Source organism: Saccharopolyspora sp. NPDC049357 (genome assembly GCF_040677225.1).
Lineage (GTDB): Bacteria > Actinomycetota > Actinomycetes > Mycobacteriales > Pseudonocardiaceae > Saccharopolyspora.
In genome coordinates this window covers 240,340-259,195 of sequence record NZ_JBFAQJ010000001.1, presented here as the reverse complement: position 1 = coordinate 259,195, position 18,856 = coordinate 240,340, and the positions used below count along the sequence as shown (strand labels likewise).

Annotated in this window: 18 protein-coding genes; 13 read left to right on the top strand and 5 right to left on the bottom strand. The window is 68.7% G+C overall.

The features are described 5' to 3' along the window. Nucleotides 1-97 precede the first annotated feature (97 nt). The 9 genes from AB0J91_RS01175 to hydA all read left to right on the top strand — a co-directional run bounded on the left by AB0J91_RS01175 (nt 98) and on the right by hydA (nt 8,179). Nucleotides 98-1,036: a dihydrodipicolinate synthase family protein gene (locus AB0J91_RS01175; protein WP_363862735.1), complete on the top strand. Its 939-nt coding sequence runs from the start codon at nt 98-100 to the stop codon at nt 1,034-1,036. A 30-nt stretch (nt 1,037-1,066) separates the two neighbouring features. After that, nucleotides 1,067-1,927 (top strand): transporter substrate-binding domain-containing protein, encoded by an 861-nt coding sequence (locus AB0J91_RS01170; RefSeq protein WP_363862732.1) that lies wholly within the window; start codon nt 1,067-1,069, stop codon nt 1,925-1,927. Between the two features lie 15 nt (nt 1,928-1,942). Beyond that, nucleotides 1,943-2,671, top strand: coding sequence for an amino acid ABC transporter permease (locus tag AB0J91_RS01165; RefSeq protein WP_363862729.1), 729 nt, complete (start codon nt 1,943-1,945; stop codon nt 2,669-2,671). After that, entirely contained in the window at nt 2,668-3,459 is a 792-nt protein-coding gene (locus AB0J91_RS01160; RefSeq protein ID WP_363862726.1) for an amino acid ABC transporter ATP-binding protein, read from the top strand. The genes AB0J91_RS01165 and AB0J91_RS01160 overlap by 4 nt, the downstream gene beginning before the upstream one ends. Continuing rightward, the gene (locus tag AB0J91_RS01155; RefSeq protein WP_363862724.1) at nt 3,456-3,731 is read left to right on the top strand and encodes a (2Fe-2S)-binding protein; all 276 of its coding nucleotides are present in this window, start codon (nt 3,456-3,458) and stop codon (nt 3,729-3,731) included. The genes AB0J91_RS01160 and AB0J91_RS01155 overlap by 4 nt, the downstream gene beginning before the upstream one ends. After that, nucleotides 3,721-5,115: an FAD-dependent oxidoreductase gene (locus tag AB0J91_RS01150; RefSeq protein WP_363862721.1), complete on the top strand. Its 1,395-nt coding sequence runs from the start codon at nt 3,721-3,723 to the stop codon at nt 5,113-5,115. Before AB0J91_RS01155 ends, AB0J91_RS01150 begins: the two co-directional genes overlap by 11 nt. 73 nt (nt 5,116-5,188) lie before the next feature. Then, on the top strand, nt 5,189-6,349 hold the full coding sequence (locus AB0J91_RS01145; protein WP_363862718.1) for an FAD-binding oxidoreductase: 1,161 nt from the start codon (nt 5,189-5,191) through the stop codon (nt 6,347-6,349). Nucleotides 6,350-6,380: 31 nt separating this feature from the next. Beyond that, complete coding sequence (locus AB0J91_RS01140; RefSeq protein ID WP_363862715.1) at nt 6,381-6,776, top strand: gamma-glutamylcyclotransferase; 396 nt, start codon at nt 6,381-6,383, stop codon at nt 6,774-6,776. Next, a complete protein-coding gene (gene hydA / locus AB0J91_RS01135; protein ID WP_363862712.1) occupies nt 6,773-8,179 on the top strand; it encodes a dihydropyrimidinase in 1,407 nt (468 codons plus the stop codon). The genes AB0J91_RS01140 and hydA overlap by 4 nt, the downstream gene beginning before the upstream one ends. A gap of 60 nt (nt 8,180-8,239) precedes the next feature. Here hydA and AB0J91_RS01130 read toward each other — a convergent pair whose 3' ends face one another. Then, nucleotides 8,240-9,592 carry an MFS transporter gene (locus tag AB0J91_RS01130; RefSeq protein WP_363862709.1) on the bottom strand — a complete coding sequence of 451 codons (1,353 nt, stop codon included), beginning with the start codon at nt 9,590-9,592 and terminating at the stop codon, nt 8,240-8,242. A 273-nt stretch (nt 9,593-9,865) separates the two neighbouring features. Between AB0J91_RS01130 and eutH the strand changes: the two genes are divergently transcribed. The 3 genes from eutH to AB0J91_RS01115 all read left to right on the top strand — a co-directional run bounded on the left by eutH (nt 9,866) and on the right by AB0J91_RS01115 (nt 12,981). After that, nucleotides 9,866-10,117, top strand: coding sequence for an ethanolamine utilization protein EutH (gene eutH / locus AB0J91_RS01125; protein ID WP_363862706.1), 252 nt, complete (start codon nt 9,866-9,868; stop codon nt 10,115-10,117). 370 nt (nt 10,118-10,487) lie between these two features. Continuing rightward, entirely contained in the window at nt 10,488-11,894 is a 1,407-nt protein-coding gene (locus AB0J91_RS01120; RefSeq protein WP_363862703.1) for a sugar porter family MFS transporter, read from the top strand. 187 nt (nt 11,895-12,081) lie between these two features. Then, entirely contained in the window at nt 12,082-12,981 is a 900-nt protein-coding gene (locus tag AB0J91_RS01115; protein ID WP_363862700.1) for a GNAT family N-acetyltransferase, read from the top strand. A 39-nt stretch (nt 12,982-13,020) separates the two neighbouring features. Here AB0J91_RS01115 and AB0J91_RS01110 read toward each other — a convergent pair whose 3' ends face one another. From AB0J91_RS01110 to AB0J91_RS01095, 4 genes are all read right to left on the bottom strand, one after another. Then, nucleotides 13,021-14,625, bottom strand: coding sequence for a succinic semialdehyde dehydrogenase (locus tag AB0J91_RS01110; RefSeq protein WP_363862697.1), 1,605 nt, complete (start codon nt 14,623-14,625; stop codon nt 13,021-13,023). A gap of 121 nt (nt 14,626-14,746) precedes the next feature. Then, entirely contained in the window at nt 14,747-15,718 is a 972-nt protein-coding gene (locus AB0J91_RS01105) for an alpha/beta hydrolase (protein ID WP_363862694.1), read from the bottom strand. A 64-nt stretch (nt 15,719-15,782) separates the two neighbouring features. After that, the gene (locus tag AB0J91_RS01100; protein WP_363862691.1) at nt 15,783-16,490 is read right to left on the bottom strand and encodes a type 1 glutamine amidotransferase domain-containing protein; all 708 of its coding nucleotides are present in this window, start codon (nt 16,488-16,490) and stop codon (nt 15,783-15,785) included. Nucleotides 16,491-16,533: 43 nt separating this feature from the next. Beyond that, nucleotides 16,534-17,451, bottom strand: coding sequence for an acetoacetate decarboxylase family protein (locus AB0J91_RS01095; protein WP_363862688.1), 918 nt, complete (start codon nt 17,449-17,451; stop codon nt 16,534-16,536). A gap of 431 nt (nt 17,452-17,882) precedes the next feature. Between AB0J91_RS01095 and AB0J91_RS01090 the strand changes: the two genes are divergently transcribed. Next, nucleotides 17,883-18,842, top strand: coding sequence for an NAD(P)H-quinone oxidoreductase (locus AB0J91_RS01090; protein ID WP_363862685.1), 960 nt, complete (start codon nt 17,883-17,885; stop codon nt 18,840-18,842). Nucleotides 18,843-18,856 lie beyond the last annotated feature (14 nt).

The following is an 18,856-nucleotide window of genomic DNA, read 5'->3' as shown; positions in this document are numbered from 1 at the left end:
ACATGATTGTCGCACGAGGCGACATTTCGAGTATTGCTTTAGCTGTGCCCGGGTGCGATTGTCTCATGGGATCGATTCCAAGAGAGGCGGAGCGACCGTGGATCGAACTTCAGTCAGCTGGCGGGGGTACTGGCCCGCAGCACCCACCCCGTTCACCGCTGACGGTGCGCTCGACGAGCAGGCGCTGCGGAACGTCCTTCGTCTTTACGCAGACCAGGGCGTCCACGGTGTGCTGGTCAACGGCACGACCGGCGAGTGGTTCGCGCAGCGCCCCGCCGAACGGCGGCGAGTCGCCGAACTGGCGGTGGAAGTGCTGGGCGGGTCGACGCCCGTCGTGGTCGGGTGCACCGCCTACACCCCGGCCGAGGTCATCGAATTCGCCGAGCACGCGCGGTCGATCGGGGCGGACGGCGCGCTCGCCACCCCGCCGCCGTACGCGCACCTGACCCCGGAGGAGATCGTCGGCTTCTACGAAGCGGTCACCGGGGCGGTCCCGTTGCCCTGGATGATCTACAACTGGCCGCGCGGAGTGGCGGTCGACATCGACACCGCGACGGCGGACCGCCTCGCCGACCTGCCGAACGTGGTGGCCTACAAGGACAGCACCGGCGACGAGCTCATGGCGATGGCCACGGCTGAGGTCGTGGCCGGACGGGTGCGGACCTTCGGCCGGTTCATCCACCGCCGGGGCATGGCGTTCATGCTCGGTGTGGGCGGCGACGGCAACATCGACGGCGGCGGCGTCGGCGCGCCCTTCGCCGTGCCCTACTACGAGGCCGTCTGGCGCGGCGACCGCGACGAGGCCCTGCGGTGGTCGGATCTCTACGGCGCGATGGTCGCCGCGTTGGTGAACCCCGACTACAGCGCCAAGTTCGCGCATCCGACCGCTCAGGTCAAGGCCGCCATGAACCTGCTGGGACAGCCCGGGGGAGCGGTGCGCCCGCCGCTGCTGGACCTGACCGACCCGGCTCGCCTGGACGCGCTGGCCGCTGCTCTCGACTCACTCGGGCTCCTCCGCGGCAGCCCGACCACCTGACCACACCCCGATTCTGATCAAGGAGGGGACATGCGCCTCATCGCCGCTGTCCTGTCAGCCGCACTGCTCACCCTCGGCGCCACGGCCTGTGGATCTGGCACCGAAGCCGCACCCGCGAACTGCACCCCCAAGGTCCCGGACGACCAGCTGGTCAAGCCCGGCACCTTGACCTACGCCACCAACGCCACGCTCCCGCCCATGCAGTACGTGGAGGGCGACGAGGTCGTCGGGATGCGCATCGACCTCGCCAACGAGCTGGCCAAACGGCTGTGCTTGCGAACGGAGGTCGTCAACGTGCCGTTCGACGCCCAGGTCCCCGGGGTCCAAGGGCACCGGTGGGACCTGATCAACACCGGTATGTTCTACACCCCTCCTCGCGCTGAGACGATGAACCTGGTGCCCTACGAGGTCCAAGCCGTCGGCGTCGCGGTGGCAGCGGGCAACCCGAAGCAGATCAAGAGCCGCGAGGACCTCTCCGGCCGCACGCTGGCGGTCGAAGCACCCGGCTACGAGTTCGACACCCTCAACCTGTTGAACGAGCAGTTCATCGCTCAGGGCAAGGCGCCCATCCAGCTGCGGACCTTCCAGACGAACGCCGACGCCTTCCAGGCGTTGTCGGCGGGCCAGGTCGACGGGGCGTCCATCGTGGAATCGGTGATGTCGTTCTATCAGCAGGGTGGGCGGTTCGAGACCGTGGTGCGCGGGATGAACAGGGCGCCGCTGGCCCTCGGCTTCGCCAAGGACCGCAGGCCGGTGGCGGATGCGGTGGCAGCCGAACTGGCCGCGATGCGGGCGGACGGGTGGATGAAGTCGCTGTTCGACGAGTACGGCGTGAGCGGCTTCGACGGCGAGCTCGCCGTCACCACCGGACCGCTTCCGGTGCAGCAGTGAGATCGGGGAGCTGACATGTGGTCTTGGGAAGCGTTCTTCACCTTCCTCAGCAGCGAATCCCTCCTGCGTGGCGCGTGGACGACGATCTGGTTGACGGTCGTCACGATGGTGGTCGGCTTGGTCGTCGGCCTGGTGCTGGCGTTGATGCGCTCGGCCCGCTCGCGATCGATTCGGGCCGTGGCCAACTCCTACATCTGGTTGTTCCGCGGTACGCCGCTGCTGGTGCAGTTGATCATCATCTACACAGGGTTGCCGCAGCTCGGCATCAAGTTCGGCCCCATCCAGGCGGCGCTGCTCGGATTGGCGCTCAACGAAGCGGCGTACCTGTCGGAGATCGTGCGCTCGGGGATCATGTCGGTGCCTCGTGGCCAGTTCGAGGCGGCACGCGCGCTGGGGATGAAACCGGTCACCGTGATGCGGGTCGTCGTCCTCCCGCAAGCGTTTCGAGTGATGATCCCGCCGCTGGGCAACAGCCTCAACGGCCTGCTCAAGACCACGACCCTCGTTTCGATCATCGCGGTCGAGGAGTTGTTGCGGTTGACCCAGTACGCCGTCCAGCTCAACTTCCGCGTGCTGGAAGGACTCGTGGCCGCGGCCTGCTACTACCTGGTGATGACGTCGGTCTGGACGTTGCTGCAGGGGCGGTTGGAAGCCCTCGTCAACCGATCGCACGGCACCGGGACCGCGAAGCGGCCGAGCCATCAGGTGCCGCAGTCCGCCGAACTGGTGGGGGAGACCCGATGAGCACGAGTGGAATCGAATCCACCGCGCCCGCGCAGCCGGAGTGCGTGGTGGATGCCCGCGACGTCTGCAAGAGCTTCGGTCCGCTGACGGTCCTGCGCGAGGTGAGCCTGCAGGTGCGCCGCGGGGAGGTCGTCCTGGTCCTGGGGCCTTCGGGCAGCGGGAAGAGCACGTTCCTGCGCACGCTGAACATGCTGGAGCCCATCGATTCCGGCACCGTGTCGGTGTGCGGCGAACCCCTCGGGGTCGGTGCTGACGGGCGCCGCGTGGCGGAGAAGCAGCTGGCGGTCCAGCGCCGCCGGACGGGGATGGTCTTCCAGCAGTTCCACCTCTTCCCGAACATGACGGCGCTCGACAACGTCGCCGCCGGGCCGGTGCACGTTCGCGGGCAGGCCAAACCGGAGTCGCGCGATGAGGCGCGAGAACTGCTCGCGCTGGTCGGGTTGGCGGACAAGACCGATCACTACCCCGGCCAGTTGTCGGGTGGCCAGCAGCAGCGGGTCGCGATCGCACGGGCGCTGGCGATGCGCCCGGAAGTGATGTTGTTCGACGAGCCGACCTCAGCGCTCGACCCGGAGATGGTCAACGAGGTGCTCGAGGTTCTCGTGAAGCTGCGCGAAGAAGGCATGACGATGGTGATCGTCAGTCATGAGATGGGTTTCGCCCGTGCCGCCGCCGACCGCGTCGTCTTCATGGACGAGGGCGTGATCGTCGAGGAAGGCGCGCCGAGCGAGTTCTTCGCCCATCCGCAAAGCGAGCGCGCCCGAGCTTTCCTGGCGAGGATCCTATGAGCGGCCAGCGCGACGACACAGCGGTGTGCGTGGACGGGGTGGACGTTCCCGCAACCATCGGACAGAGCCTCGCGGGGGCGCTGCACGATGCGGGAATTCGTTTCCTGCGGCGCAATCTCGTCACGGATGAACCTCGGGCTCCGTTCTGCGGGATGGGTGTCTGCTTCGAGTGCGAGGTGTTGGTCGACGGGCGGCTTCACCGGGCGTGCCAGGTGCACGTGCGGCCGGGCATGGTCGTGAGCACGGGGCGGGAGCACGACGATGAGCGTTGACGGTGATCCGCGCCGAGCGGGCGCGATCGAGCGCTGCGATGTCGCGGTGGTCGGTGGCGGCCCGGCCGGTCTGTCCGCCGCGCTGCACCTCGCCCGCCTCGGTGCGGACGTGATCCTGCTCGACGAGGCCGAGGAGCTCGGCGGTCAGTACTTCAAGCGTCGGCAAGGCTCGGTTCTCGCGCAGCACGGCGATTTCCGGCCGGAAGGCACCTCGCTGATCGCAGCGGTGCGGGCGAGCGGTGTGCGGTGCTGGACCGAGTGCTCGGTGTGGGGCGTCGGCGAGGACGAGCGAACGCTGCTGGTCGCCGGTCCCGAGGACGAGCCCCGATCGGTGTCGGCACGGGCCGTGCTGGTCGCCACCGGAGGCTTCGAGCGCAGCATCCCGTTCCCCGGCTGGCAACTGCCGGGTGTGGTGACACCCGGGTACGCGCTGCACCTGGCGACCTGCGATCGGATTCCGGTCGGGCAGCGCGCCGTGGTGGCCGGGACGGGTCCGTTCCTGCTCCCGGTCAGCTGCGCGCTGCTCGACGTCGGGGTGGAGGTCGCCGCCGTGGTCGAGCTCAACCGTCCGTACCGGCCGAGCCTGCGCGCCGCTGCGGCGTTGGCGCATCCCGCCCGACTCGCGGAGTTCGCGTCGTACCGCGCGGTGCTCGCTCGCCGGAAGGTTCCGCTGCTGCAGGGGTGGCAGGTCGCCGAAGCCACCGGCTCGGGGACCTTGCAGCGGGTGCGCATCGAGCCCGTTGGCGGCCACGAGGCGGGTCGCGAGTACGACGTGGACGCGCTCGCGGTCGCCTACGGGTTCCGGCCCGCCACCGAACTGGTCCGCTTGCTCGGAGCGCGGTGCGAAGTGCGGCAGGACGACCTGTTCCCGAGCACTGATGGCCGGGGGCGCACCACGGCCGAGGGCGTCTACGTCGCGGGCGAGAGCGCCGGCATCGCCGGAGTGCACGTGGCGCGGCTGCGCGGGGAGGTCGCCGCGGCGTCGATCGCCGCCGACCTGGGCTTGCCCGGTGCGGCGGAGCCCGCTCGGGCGACGCTGCGGCGCCTGCGACGCGGGGAGGCGTTCAGCGCCGTCACCGCTGATCTCTACCCGGTGCCGGATTCCCTGGTCAGCGGTCTGTGCGACAGCACGGTGATCTGCCGGTGCGAGGGGGTGACCGCGGGGCAGATCCGCGCCGCGGACGCGGTCGGCTGGAACGACCGCAACAGCGTCAAGGGTGCGACGCGCGCCGGGATGGGGCCCTGCCAGGGCAGGGAATGCGCCCCGGCGGTGGCCGCTCTCTGCGGGGCATCGGGCTCCGCAGAGCCGTTCCCCGCCCGGATGCCGATCAAACCGGTGCCGATCCGGGTCGCGATGGGCGAGTCGGTCGAGGAGGTCTCATGAGCGCCCCTTTCCGCTTCCGTGATCTTGAAAGCCGACCGGCGCGGGTGTCCCGCGGGAAAGGCGAGGAGACGTCGTGACGACTTCGACCGCTGATGTCGTCGTGATCGGTGCCGGCATCCTCGGTGCGGCCGCGGCGCACGAGCTGGCCGCCGCCGGCCATCGCGTCGTCGTGCTGGAGCGCCGGGCACCCAACCGGGAGGGGTCCGGGACGACCGCGGGGAACCTGCACATCCAGGCGATCCACACCCGGCGGCCCGGACAGCCCATCCCGGCCGACAACCGGAGGTTCCTGCCGCTGCAGCTGGCGGCCTCCCAGCTGTGGGGCGACCTGGAAGCCCGGCTCGACGCGGATCTGGAGGTGCGCCGCAACGGCGGCTTCATGGTCGCCGAAACCGCCGAGCAGACGCGGGAACTCGTCGAGAAGAATCGGATGGAGGCCGAACTGGGACTGCGCACCGAGGTCCTCGACGGGGCAGCGGCGCGGGCCGAACTGCCGCTGCTGTCCGAGCGGGTGGTCGCGGCGACGTGGTGCGGGCTCGACGGGTACGCCAACCCGTTGCTCGTGGCCCCGGCCTACCTCGCCGCCGCCCGCCGGCACGGCGCGGTGGTCCGCGGCTTCTCCCCGGTCACCCGCATCGCCCGCACCGGCCGGACGTGGCAGGTCAGCACCGGCGAGGGCACCTGGTCGACTCCGACGGTGATCAACGCCGCCGGGCCGTGGATCGGTCAGGTCGCAGAACTGGCCGGCACCCGGCTGAACATGACCCCCGTGGCGATCCAGATGCACGTCACCACCAGGGTCCGGCCGATCATGCGCCACCTCGTGCAGCACATCGGCGAAGGCATGTCGGTCAAGCAGGTCAGCGCCGGGCATCTGCTGATCGGAGGCGGGTGGCCGGCCGAGCGGCTGGACCTGGCCGGGCGCAGCGCACCCAGCTTGGCGAGCATGCGCGGAAACCTGCTGCAGGCGGCCCGGATCCTGCCGTTCCTCGCCGATCTGCAACTGCTGCGGATGTGGGCGGGGCCGCTGGCGGCAACACCGGACGAGATGCCGGTCATCGGCGAGGTTCCCGGGGCTCCCGGGTTCTTCGTCGCCGGGGGGACCTACGCGTTCACCCTCGCCCCGCTGTGGGCTTCTGCGTTGGCGCGGCTCGTGGCGGGCGGGAGTCCGCCGCTGCCGATCGATGATCTGGGCCCGGCGCGCTTGTGCGCGGACGCGGCCGTCACGAGCTGAATCCGACAACACCGAGCGATGGAGGTAGGAGATGACAAGCCTGCGGATGTTCGTCAACGGGCAGGCCATGTCGGGAGGTGAGCTCAACGGGGCGCTCGCCGGTGGCCGTTTCCTCGGAGAGGCCCGCACGGCCGCGAAGTACCGGTTCTACTCGGTCCGGGACGAGTTCCCCGGCCTGCACCCGGACGTCACGGGAGGCTGCTCGGTCCCGGGCGAGCTGTACGAGGTGGACTACGAGCTGCTGCGGGAACGGTTGCTGCCCAACGAGCCCGCGGAGTTGGAGCTCAGCGTGATCGAGATGGCGGACGGTTCGGGTTCGCTGTGCATGCGCCTGCGGGACGACCAGCTCGACGCGGAGGGCGTCGTGGACATCAGCGCAGCGGGTGGCTGGCGGGCGCACCTCGCCACAACGGGGAGGGCGTCGTGACGGGCGGTGGAGAGCTCCTCGTCCGGGGCGGCACGGTGGTCACCGACTCGTGGTCCGCTCCGGCGGACGTGCTGGTTCGTGATGGACGGATCGCCGCACTGATCGAGCCCGGCACCGGCCCGCGCGGGCTGGACGAAGTCGACGCCGCCGGCAAGCTGGTGATGCCGGGCGGTGTGGATCCGCACTGCCACGTCGGATTCACCTCCGGTGCCTACACCACGCGGGATGGCTACTTCCAAGCCACTGCGGCGGCGGTCTTCGGCGGCACCACCACGATCGTCGATTTCGCCATCCCTCGGCCCGGCGAGTCTCCCGCGGAGGCGGTGGAGCGACAGCGGGCGAAGGCCGGGCAGGGCGTGTGCGACAGCGCTCTGCACGCGTGCGTCACGGATTGGGACGAGACCATCCCCGATCAGTTGCGCTCGTTCGTCGCCGACGGCGTCGTCACCGTGAAGATGTTCACCACCTACCGCGGCGAGACGATGGCGGACGAGGACACCATCCTGCGGGTGATGACCCACCTCCGGGACCTGGGCGGCATGGCGGTCATCCACTGCGAGTCCAACCACATCATCGAGGACGTGCAACACCAGTGCGCTGGTGGCGGCCACATCGGCGCCGGGGATCACCACCGGACCCGCCCGGAACTGGCCGAGGACGCCGCGGTGGCGGGAGTGCTCGCCATCGCCGAGTCGGTGCGCGCCCCGGTCTACTTCGTGCACCAGTCGACGCCGGCCGCGGTGGACCAGGTCGTTCGCGCCCGGGGACGGGGGATCCGGGCGTTCACCGAGGCGGTGACCCATCACCTCGTGCTGGACGAGAGCAAGTACGCCGAGGCGCATCCCGAGCGCTTCGTGTGTTGCCCGCCGCTGCGCTCCGCGGCGACCGTGCGGGAGCTGGGTGTTCGCTTGATGGCGGGGGAGGTGACCACGGTCGGCAGCGACCACTGCTGCTACGACACCGCGCAGAAGCTGGAGCGCAAGGACGACGTCCGGCACATGCCCAACGGGCTGCCCGGGGTGGAGACCCGGATGCCGGTGCTGTTCTCCGAGTTCGTCGTGCGGCGCGGCCTTCCCGCGCAGCGCTTCGTAGCGATGACCTCCGCGAATCCCGCGCGGCTCAACGGGCTCTACCCCCGCAAGGGGTCGCTGATGCCGGGGGCGGACGCCGACATCGTGGTGTGGGATCCGGCGGCGGTGCGCACCGTGGACAACACCGACCTGCACATGGCGACCGACTACTCGCCGTTCGACGGATTGGCCGTCACGGGTGCGGTTTCCACGGTGCTGGTGGGCGGCCGGGTGGTCGTGCACCAGGGCGAGCTCCTCGACGTCACACCCCGGGGCCGCCACCTGCGGGCCTCGCAGCTGTGGAGGCCGGAGGTTCCCTTCCTGGCGGTCTGATGGGCGAGATGGATGGTGGGCGGGGCCCGGGTAGGGGCCCGCCCACCACTTGGCGCGAGATCAGTCAGCGGCGGCCGCCATCGGCGGCAGACCCGACCGTTCGTGGGCGAGCGCCTGACCTCGCGTTTCCGCCAGCGCGGTGGTGCAGACCAGCGAGACCAGTCCGAGCGCCGAGAGCATCACACCGATTCCGATTCCGCCGAAGGTCGCGGCCAGGCCGGGAGCGAGGAGAGGCGGAACGGCGCCACCCAGTACGCCGGCGATGTTGTAACCCAGGCCGGCTCCGGTGTAGCGGTGGCGCGGCTCGAACAGTTCAGGCAGGAACGAACCGGCCGGCCCGTAGGAGATGCCGACGACGCAGAGGCTCACGGTGAGTCCGATGGCGAACGCGACGGCGGTGCCGGTGTCGAGCAGCGGAAACAGCGCCAGCCCCCAGAGGATGCCCACGGCGCACGAACCCATGATCAATTTTCGGCGCCCGAACCTGTCCGAGAGCACCCCGGCGAGCACGGTGGCGATGCCAAAGACCACCGCCGCGGCGATGCCGATGGCGAGGACGACTGTGCGCGGGAGCCCAGCGCCCTGCGGGCTGGTGCCGTAGCTGGTCAGATAAGCCGTGCCCATGTAGAAGAACGCGAAGAGCATGGTCAGGGAACCAGCCGAGAGCAGGACCTCTCGAGGTTGTGTCCTGAAGACCTCGAGGAACGGCAGACGTCTCGGTTGTTCGGCGAGTGCTGCGGACTGCGCCGCCTTGAACGCCGGGGTCTCGTCGATGCTGAGGCGGACGTAGAAACCGATGCCGACGAGCAAGATCGAGACCAGGAACGGGATTCGCCAGCCGTAGGACAGGAACGCCTCGTTCGTATGGCCCATGACCAGTCCTGTGATGAGGAACGTGGCGCTCGAGAGCGCGAACGCGATCGCTGGGCCGAGTTGGGGGAACACGCCGTAGAGCCCTCGCTTCGCCTTGGGCGCGTATTCGGCTGCCAGAAGCGTCGCGCCGGCCCATTCGCCTCCGACGGCGAAGCCCTGCGCGAAGCGAAGAGCCACGAGGATGATCGGAGCTGCGACGCCGATGGTTTCCGCGCTGGGGAGCAGCCCGATGAGGACGGTGGCGATTCCCATGAGCAGCAATGTGGAGATCAGGGTGCGTTTCCGCCCGAGCCGGTCGCCGTAGTGGCCGAACAGGATGGCTCCGACCGGACGTGCGAAGAAGGCGACGGCGAACGTCGCGAACGATGCCACGGTGCCTGCGGCCGGTCCGAGCGCGGGGAAGAACACCTTGGGGAAGACGAGCGCGGCTGCGGTTCCGTAGATGAAGAAGTCGTAGAACTCGATCGTCGTTCCCGCGCAGCTCGCGATCGCGACCCGGCGCAATGACACCTCGCGCGCTCGCGGTTCTTCGATGGCCATGGGTGATCTCCTCGTTGAGAACGATGGCGATTCGGGTGCAGGAAGTATGGCGATGTGCCGCGGGGGCCACTACCCGCGAAAGGGGGCATTTCGGGCGCGTGGACGTGGCGGCATGACGGACCCATCGTTGCAGGTCAGAGCACATGCCAAAGTGGCCGATGAGGCAGTGGCTCATCGGGGGGCGCGGCGGAAATGTGGTCAGAGGATGCCGTGTGCGCGAGTCGCGGGGACTGCCGCCGTGCGGTTGTGGACTCCTGTCTTCCGCATCGCCGAGTGCGGATCTTCGTCCCCGTCAACGGGATCATGGCCGCGATCCCGTACCTGGCGGCGCTCGTCGCACAGGTCGCCGGATCGCTGTTGAACGCGATCGGTGCGGACCCCGCGATTGCTGCGACGAGCTTGATCGCGGTGGACATGGGCGGTTACCAGACGGTGCAGGAAACCGCGGGCAGCGGCGTGGTTTCCTCCCTGTCGGAGCCGATGAGCACCGGCAGGGACTCCCGCCACGATCCTGCCATTCCCTAAGTGCCCCTCGGTCTCTCGGCTAGCAGCGCTGCGGTTGTCGGTCAGAACAGCACTTTCGCCCCCCCCTCGCGCAGAGGCGGCGGTTGCGAGGACGTGAGCGCGCGTCCACCAGTTGAGGGATCGTTAGCGGCCAGCGGCGAACTCCGACCGATGGCAAGGTGTCGGATGACGGAGCACCACAAGGCCCTTCTCGGGTTCGTCTTCTCGGCGTCGCATTCACGCGCGCGCCGATGTCCTGCCTGCCCGGGCCTCACGACCAAGCACCGAACAGCGTGACTCAGGCCGTTGTTGCGACAGGTCGACCACCGATTGACACTGATCGCCAGGTCGAAGTGCCCGATCGCGCAGGTAACCGCGGACGGAGGAAACCATGGCGCGCGCTCCAGGCGAAGAGCATGCCCCGGTCTCCGGGACGGGGAGGTTGACAGGAGGGGCGCTGGTGGCCGGCGCCTCGATCGTCGCCGCGCTGGGTGGGCTGCTGTTCGGCTACGACACGGGCGTCGTCGCAGCTGCGCTGCCTTACATCAGCGACGCGTTCGCGCTCGGCGAGACGATGAAGCAGGTGGTGACCGCGGCTCTGCTGGCGGGGGCCGTCGTCGGCGTGATCGTCGGTGGCAAGTTGGCAGATCGGTTCGGCCGCAAGCGGACCCTGACCGGTGTCACCGTCCTGTACGCGGTGGCGACGCTGGGCTCAGCGGTCGCTCCGGATGCGGGTTGGCTCATCGTTTCGCGGGTGTTCCTGGGCGTGGCGATCGGCATTTCTTCCTTGGTCGTACCGACTTACATCGCCGAGCTCGCGCCGCCTCGCAATCGGGGCAGGCTCGTGTCGCTGCACCAGTTCATGGTGACCGTCGGAATCTTGATGGCCTACCTCATCGGCTACGGTCTGTCCGAGTCCGCTTCGTGGCGTTGGATGATCGGGGTCGGCGTGCTGCCCGCGGTGTTGATGTCGGTGGGGCTGCTCGCCCTCCCGGAAACACCTCGGTGGTTGCTCTCCCACGGGAGGGAAGCCGAAGCGCGGGGTGTGCTCATGCGCACTCGGCGTGCGGACGAGGTCGAGGCGGAGATCTCGGAGATCCGGGAAGCGGTCCGCGCGGAGGGGCGCATCACCTACCGCGAGCTGCTCGGTCCGCGCTACCGCCGATGGATTTCGGTGGGCGTCGTCGCCGCGGGGGCGAGCCAAGTCGTCGGTGTGAACGCGATCATCTACTACGTGCCGACGATCTTGGAGGACGAGGGGTTCGGCAAGACTGCGGCGATCGGTGTTTCGGTGGCGATCGGTGTGGTCAACGTGTTGTTCACGCTGCCCGCTCTGCTGTGGATCGACCGAGTCGGCCGTCGCCCCTGGATTCTGGGCGGTACGGCGGTCATCGTCCTCGCGCTCGTGGTGATCGGGATCGTGTTCCTGTTCCCGTTGCAGGGCGCGACCGTGGGCTGGCTGATCGCCGTGCTCATGATCTACGAGTCAGCGTTCGCGTGCAGTCTCGGCATCGCCATCTGGTTGGTCAACAGCGAGATCTTCCCCAACAACGTTCGAGGTCAGGCGGCGTCGTTCGGAATCGTCACGCACTGGGCGATGAACCTCGTCGTGTCGCTGACCGTGCTCACCCTGATCTCCGCACTCGGTGCTTCGGTGGTGTTCTGGATCTACGCGTTGCTCGGCGCGCTGTGCCTGGGCTACCTCTACCGGTGGCTCCCGGAGACCAAGAACCGCAGCCTGGAGGAGATCGAAGCCAGTCTCACAGCAGACCGCAGCGAGTCCACCCGCACGCACTGATTCGCCTCACGGCCATCGATCGAGTTTCGGTATGGGGCGGAGCCCGGCGTGATCCGGCTGCTCTGCGGCGGTGAGCTTTCGAGTCGAAAGCCTCTGCCGGATAGCAGCCGCGTGGTCGTGTACTGGGATTGCTCCGTTCGCGGACGGGCAGGCGCGACCGCGTATCACCGTGGGCCGGGAGGTTGCCATGTCGAGTCTTCCGCAGACGCTCGGCTCGTCCGGGTCGGCGACGACCGCCACGTTGCGAGCAGGGACGCCCGACGACGCCGAGACCTGCGGGCGGATCTGCTACGACGCCTTCACCGCCCTCGCCCACGAGCACGGTTTCCCGTCCGACTTCCCCTCCTCGGAGGTAGGTGTGACGGCGGTGCGCGGCCTGCTGTCACACCCTGGGTTCTACGGCGTCGTAGCGGAACTCGAGGGGAAGGTCATCGGGAGCAACTTCCTCGACGAGCGTTCGGAGGTCGCGGGTGTTGGCCCCATCACCGTTGCCCCTGGCGTGCAGGATTCGGGGGTCGGCCGGTTGATGATGATCGACGTGATGCGGCGTGCGGAGCGTCAGCGCTTTCCCGGTGTACGGCTTCTGCAGTCGGCCTATCACAACCGATCGTTGAGCCTCTACGCCAAGCTCGGGTTCCAGATCCGCGAAGCCGTGCTGAACATGCAGGGGAAACCGATCGGCGGCACGGTGCCTGGCTACATGGTCCGGTCGGCGACAGCCGACGATCTCGAGGATTGCAACGGCGTCTGTCGCGCCGTGCACGGCCACGACCGCGCCGGTGAGGTGCGTGACGCGCTGTCCCAAGGTGCGGCCCGGGTGGTGGAACTCGACGGGCGAATCACCGGGTACACGACAGGAGTGGGCTTCTTCGCTCATTCGGTCGCGGAAACCAATGACGGCCTGCGGGCGCTCATCACCGCCGCGACCGAGTTCAGCGGGCCCGGCTTCCTCCTCCCCGCCAGGAACAGCCAGCTCGTGGGCTGGTGCCTCGACCACGGTCTTCGAATCCGCATGGTGACGACGCTGATGACGACAGGCCTCTACAACGAGCCTTCCGGCGCCTATTTGCCATCGATCCTGTACTAGCCTTTCGAGATCGGGCCGAGGAGTTCGCCCGGCCGCGCTTCAGCGTGAGCCGATCCTCTTGAGGAGCCTCAGCGCTGTGGTCAGGATGGTGGCCCAGGTCTTAGGGGAGACGCTGGTGGGCGGGGTGAAGCCCTGGAGTCGTTGGTGGGCGATGGTTTGGGGTTCGGTGTACTTGAGGATGCCGTTGGCTCCGTGGCGGCGCCCGAGTCCGGAATCGCCCATGCCGCCCATCGGGGCGTCGATGCTTCCCCACGCCGCGGCGAAGGCCTCGTTCACGTTGACCGTTCCGGCGTGCAGACGCGCTGCGACCGCGCGTCCTCTGGAACCGTTGCGGGTCCAGACGCTGGCGTTGAGCCCGTAGGGCGTGGCGTTGGCCTGCGCGACGGCGTCGTCGAGGTCGCGGTACGGGTAGATCGACACGACCGGGCCGAAGGTCTCGTGGTCGTGGAGGGTCATGTCGGGGGTGACGCCGGTGAGGATGGTCGGCTCGTAGAACAGCGGCCCGAGATCCGGTCGCGCAGTGCCCCCGGCTCGCACGGTGGCTCCCTTGGCGACCGCGTCGGCGACGTGCGCGGTGACGGTGTCGAGCTGGGAGGGATTGGTGAGGGAGCCGACGTCGATGCTGCAGTCGTAGGCGGCACCGATTCGCAGTGCGTTGGTGCGGGCGACGAATGCGGCGACGAATTCGTCGTGCACGGCTTCGGGCACGTACAGGCGTTCGATCGAGACGCAGAGCTGACCGGCCGAGGGGAAGCAGGCGGTGATGGCGCCGTCGGCGGCCCGGCCGATGTCGGCGTCGTCGAGCACGAGCATGGCGTTCTTGCCGCCGAGCTCCAGAGAGGAGCCGATGAGTCGTTCCCCGGCGTCGCGGGCGATCTTTCGTCCGCTGGCGGTGGAGCCGGTGAACATCATGTAGTCGGCGCCTGCCATGAGCGCACCGCCGATGGAGCTGCCCCGGCCGACGACCATCTGCCACACGCCCTCGGGCAGGCCGGCTTCGCGCATCAGGTCGAGCGCCCACAGCGCGGTGAGCGCGGTTTGCGTGTCGGGTTTCTGGACGACGGCGTTTCCGGCCATGAGCGCCGGAATGGCGTCACCCGCGGCCATGCTCAGGGGATAGTTCCACGGGGAGATGACGGCGACGACGCCCTTGGGGTGGCGCAGCTCGGTGGTGTGGGTCAGCAGCGGGATGGCGCCGCGGCGGCGCTGGGGCGAGAGGTACCGCTCGGCGCTGCGCGCGTAGTAGCGCGCGGTGATCGCGATGTCGGTGACTTCGAGGAACGCGTCGCGGCGCGTCTTGCCGCTCTCGGCTTGCATCAGGTCCAGCGCCTCGTCCTGACGTTCGAGGACGAGGTCGTGGAAGCGCAGCAGGATCTTCTTGCGCTCGCCGATGGGCGTGGCGGCCCAAGCCGCCTGCGCGCGGCGGGCCCGCGTGAACGCGGTCTCGACGTCTGCGGGCGTGGAGACGGGCAGGTCGGCCAGCGGGTCCCCGGTGCAGGGGGCACGGGTCGTGACCGTCGCGGGCTCCGCCGCGGCCGTGACCCGTGCGGCCAGGCGCTGCAGGGTCGGCGATGTGATCGACGGAGGCAACGCGCCCGCCGAGGCGGAGGCGATGCCGGGGGTGCTGGCTGGTGCGGCGTTCATGGTCAGGCTCCGTGCGCGAGGGGGTGGTTGGGGATGGGTGCACTGGTCGGAATGCGGCGGGTGGTGCGGTTCGGCGGTGGCCGCTCGATTCGGTGCGGGCACCGCCGGACCGGTCAGCGCATCACTGCTGCAGCGCGGTTTTCAGGGCGTCGATCGCGAGGTGTCGGGCGACGTTGGCGGCGCGGGTGTCGCGGAGGCTGTCCAGCAGCAGGAAGTCGTGGACCATCCCGGCGACGCGGACCGAGGTGACGTCGACACCGGCCTCGCGCAGCTTGTTGGCGTACTGCTCGCCTTCGTCGCGCAGCACGTCGGCCTCGTCGGTGATGACGAGGGTGGTGGGCAGGCCCTTGAGGTCGTCCAGGGACGCCTGCAGCGGCGAGGCGTACTTCTCGGCGCGCTGGTTGGGATCGGTCGTGTATTGGTCCCAGAACCACTTCATGCCGTCGCGGGTGAGGTAGTAGCCCTCGGCGAACTGGATGTAGGACGGGGTGTCGAAGTCTGCGTTGGTCACCGGGTACAGCAACACCTGGGCCTTGAGGTCGATACCGCCGCGTTCCTTGTTCATCAGCGCGAAGACCGCGGACATGCAGCCGCCGACGGACTCACCGGTGACCGCGACGCGGGAGGTGTCCAGGTCGTGCTCGGCTCCGTGCTGCAGCACCCATTGACCCACGGCGTAGTTCTGCTCGACCTGGGTGGGATAGCCCTTCTCCGGTGCGCGGTCGTAGACCGGGAAGACGCCTGCGGCGCCCGCGCCGACGGCGAGTTCGCGGAAGAGGCGGTCGTGGGTCTTGTCGTCACCGAAGACCCACCCGGCGCCGTGGATGTAGAACACCACCGGCAGCGGTCCCGTCGAACCCTTGGGGCGGATGATGCGGGTGGGAACGGTGCCCCATTCCCCGGCGTCGACGTCGACCCAGGTCTCGTCGACATCAGGACGGGGCACGCCTTCGCCGCTTTGCAGGTCGAGCAGGAGCTGCCGACCCTGATCCGGCGGCAGCTCGTAGATGCGCGGGTGCGGATCGGTCGCCTGGGCCAGTTCGGTCGCTTCCGGTTCGAGGTAAGGCTTGATGGGAGGCGGGATCTCAGTCATTGCTCTCTCCCTCTTCGTGGTTCGCCGGTCGGGACACCGGGTGTCCCGCTTGCTGTTCCGAGGTTCACTCCTTTCCTGAGACGTCGGCGATGATGCGGCGTGCGAGCGCGGCCGAGGAGCCGGGGTTCTGTCCGGTGTAGACGTTGCGGTCGACCACGGCCTTCGACTTCAGGGGCAGGCCGGCGGTGTAGTGCGCACCGGCCTGCTTGAGCCGGTCTTCGAGAAGCCACTTGGCCTTCCACGCGAACGGGTTGACCCGCTCCTCGGCGTTGGACAGTCCGGTCATGGTGTAGCCGGCGAAAGGCCAGCTGCCGTCGGGGTTCTTGGCGGCCAGGGAGGCGGCCGGGGCGTGGCAGAGCAGCGCGAGCGGACGACCGGATTGCAGCCGCCTGGTCAGCAGCGCGCCGGAGGCCTCGTCGACGGCGAGGTCCTCCATCGGCCCGTGCCCGCCCGAGTAGAACACGACGTCGAAGTCATCAGGATCCACTTCGGACAGATCGGCCGGGCTGAGCAGCACGGGCGCGAGCCGATCGAGCTCGGCGCGCAGCTTCTTGGCTCGCGGCGGCAGGACCCCGCCCCTGACTCCGAGGCTGAGTTCGTCGACGACGGGCTGTTCGCCGCCGGGGGTGGCCACGGTGACGTCCCAACCGGCTTCGGTGAACAGCGTGTGGGGCACGACGAACTCCTCTGCCCAGAATCCGGTCGGGTGCTCCGTGCCGTTCTTGAGCGTCCACACGCGGGCGGCGGAGAGAACCTGGAGAACTCTGGTCATCGGAAGACTCCTCAGCGGCTGTGGCGGTTGCGGTTGGGGTGGGTCACGACTTGTCCGGCACCGAGTACGGGACGGGCATGTGCAGCGCGAGCTGGCCTTCGGTGATCACGTCGAGGCGGATGGTCCGGATCGGTTTGAGCGAGCGCAGGTCGTCCGTCATGCGTCCCCGGCCGAGCCGCAGGTCGATGTGGCGGGGGAAAGCGGTGCTGCCCGACGACAGCGCGTTGGTCTGGCTCAACGTCGAATGCCACGCCCCGTCGATCGACGTGTACGAGGTGAGGGCCGACACCCGTTCACCGCTGCGGTGCCTGGTCTGCGCAGGGGTGGGCGCCGAGAGCGTCAGATCGGTTTCACCAGCGTCGTTGGCCACGCGCGCGGTGGTGCGGCTGGTGTCGATGTCGACGTCGAGTTCGGTGACCCACTTGGGGAAGCCGTAGCCGTCGTGACCGCGGACCTGGGCGATGTCGGTGTTGACCGGCAGGGACAGCACGTAGGAGTCGAGGGCGTCGTTCTTCAACGCCGCGACGAGGTCGACGAAGCCGAGCTTGCCGTGCCGTGCCGGCCGCACGGCGACTCCGACGGCGGCCTCGGTGTAGAAGTCGATGTCGCACACGTCGTAGCGGAAGAAGATCACCGAGACCAGCCCGAGTCCGGGCGCGACCTCCAAGGGAGCCAGCTCACGGGGCAGGCGGGCGCGAATTGCGCGGGAACGGGCGAGCATCGTCAGCCGGGTCGAGGACATGCGGTAGTAGAAGTTCGGCGTGAACGTCGGGCCGATCGGCGACTCGACCCGGGTCTTCGGAAGCTTTCGGAAGAAATCCACGCTGCTGACGCGGGGATCGCGAGCGACCTCGTCCAGATCGGTGTTCATCCGGTACTGGTCGAACAAGCCGCCCTGGGGAACGGCGACCGTGCGGCCACCCAGGTCGACCTCGACCGTGTCCTGGTGCGTTGTGGGCATTGCGGGCAGCTCCCTCATCGAGGATGTTTACGATGCTTACATAGGCTAAGCGGGAATGTAAGCACTGTCAACACCAGCGTTGGGGTGCCTGTGGCGCCAGGGGCGTCGTGGCCGACCTCGACGGGCGGGTGGAGTGCGCTCGCCTGGGTTGAGGTGGTCGGACGTGCTGCTCAGCTTGCGGCCCCAACGGTAAGTCGGGCTGCTTCCGACGGCGAGGCGGCTGGATGCGGCCCAATGTTGACGGTGCACACTTCCTGGGTTAATGTGTGCAGCGTTAACATTTCAACTCTCTGCCTGGGTGCCTGTTTGCGCTCTGCTGTGGTGCATTCCGCCGTGCTGTGGCGCCGCACTCGCAGCAGGGGCATGTCGCGAGCATCCTGACCAGAACGTCGGCGAGAGCCCTCATTTCAGCGACGTGGATGGAGCACGCCATGAAAGCAGTTGTGATCAAAGAACCTGGTGGGCCCGAGGTCCTGGAGTGGGCCGAGGTCGACGACCCGTCGCCTGCTGCTGGGGAAGTCGTCGTGGACGTGGTGGCCAGCGCGCTGAACCGGGCGGACGTCATGCAGCGGATGGGCCTGTACCCGGTGCCGCCGGGCACCTCGCCGTATCCGGGGCTGGAGGTCTCGGGTCGCATCAGCGCCCTCGGCGAGGGAGTGACCGGCTGGCAGGTGGGCGACGAGGTGTGCGCGTTGTTGACCGGAGGTGGCTACGCGCAGAAGGTCGCCGTCCCCGCGGGGCAGTTGCTCACGGTGCCGAAGGGAACCGGGCTGGTCGAGGCGGCGGCGTTGCCCGAGGCGGCCGCCACGGTGTGGTCCAACCTCGTCATGACCGCGGGGCTGAAGGAGGGCGAAACCTTCCTCGTGCACGGCGGAGCCGGGGGAGTGGGCACCATGGCGATCCAGATCGCCAAGACGCTGGGAGCTCGCGTCGTCACCACCGTCGGCAGTCCCGCGAAGGCCGCCCGCGCGCGGGAACTGGGTGCTGACCTGACGATCGACTACCGCTCGGAGGACTTCGTCGATCACGGCCCCTACGACGTCGTCCTGGACGTCATCGGCGGTCAGTACCTCGAACGCAACGTCCGATCACTGGCCGAAGACGGGCGCCTTGTCGTGATCGGTCTGCAGGACGGGCTGGCCGGTGAGCTCAACCTCGCCGAGCTGGTGTTCAAGCGCGCATCGGTGCACGGCACCACGTTGCGCACGCGGTCCGCAGCCGCGAAATCGGCCATCGTGGCCGAGGTTCAGAGCGAGGTCTGGCCGATGATCGAGAGCGGCGACGTGCAGCTCGTGATCTCCCAAACGCTGCCCATGGCCGAAGCCGCACACGCGCACGAGCTCATGGACGCCGGCCAGCACATCGGCAAGATCCTGCTGGTCAACGCGTAGCACGGACCGTTTTG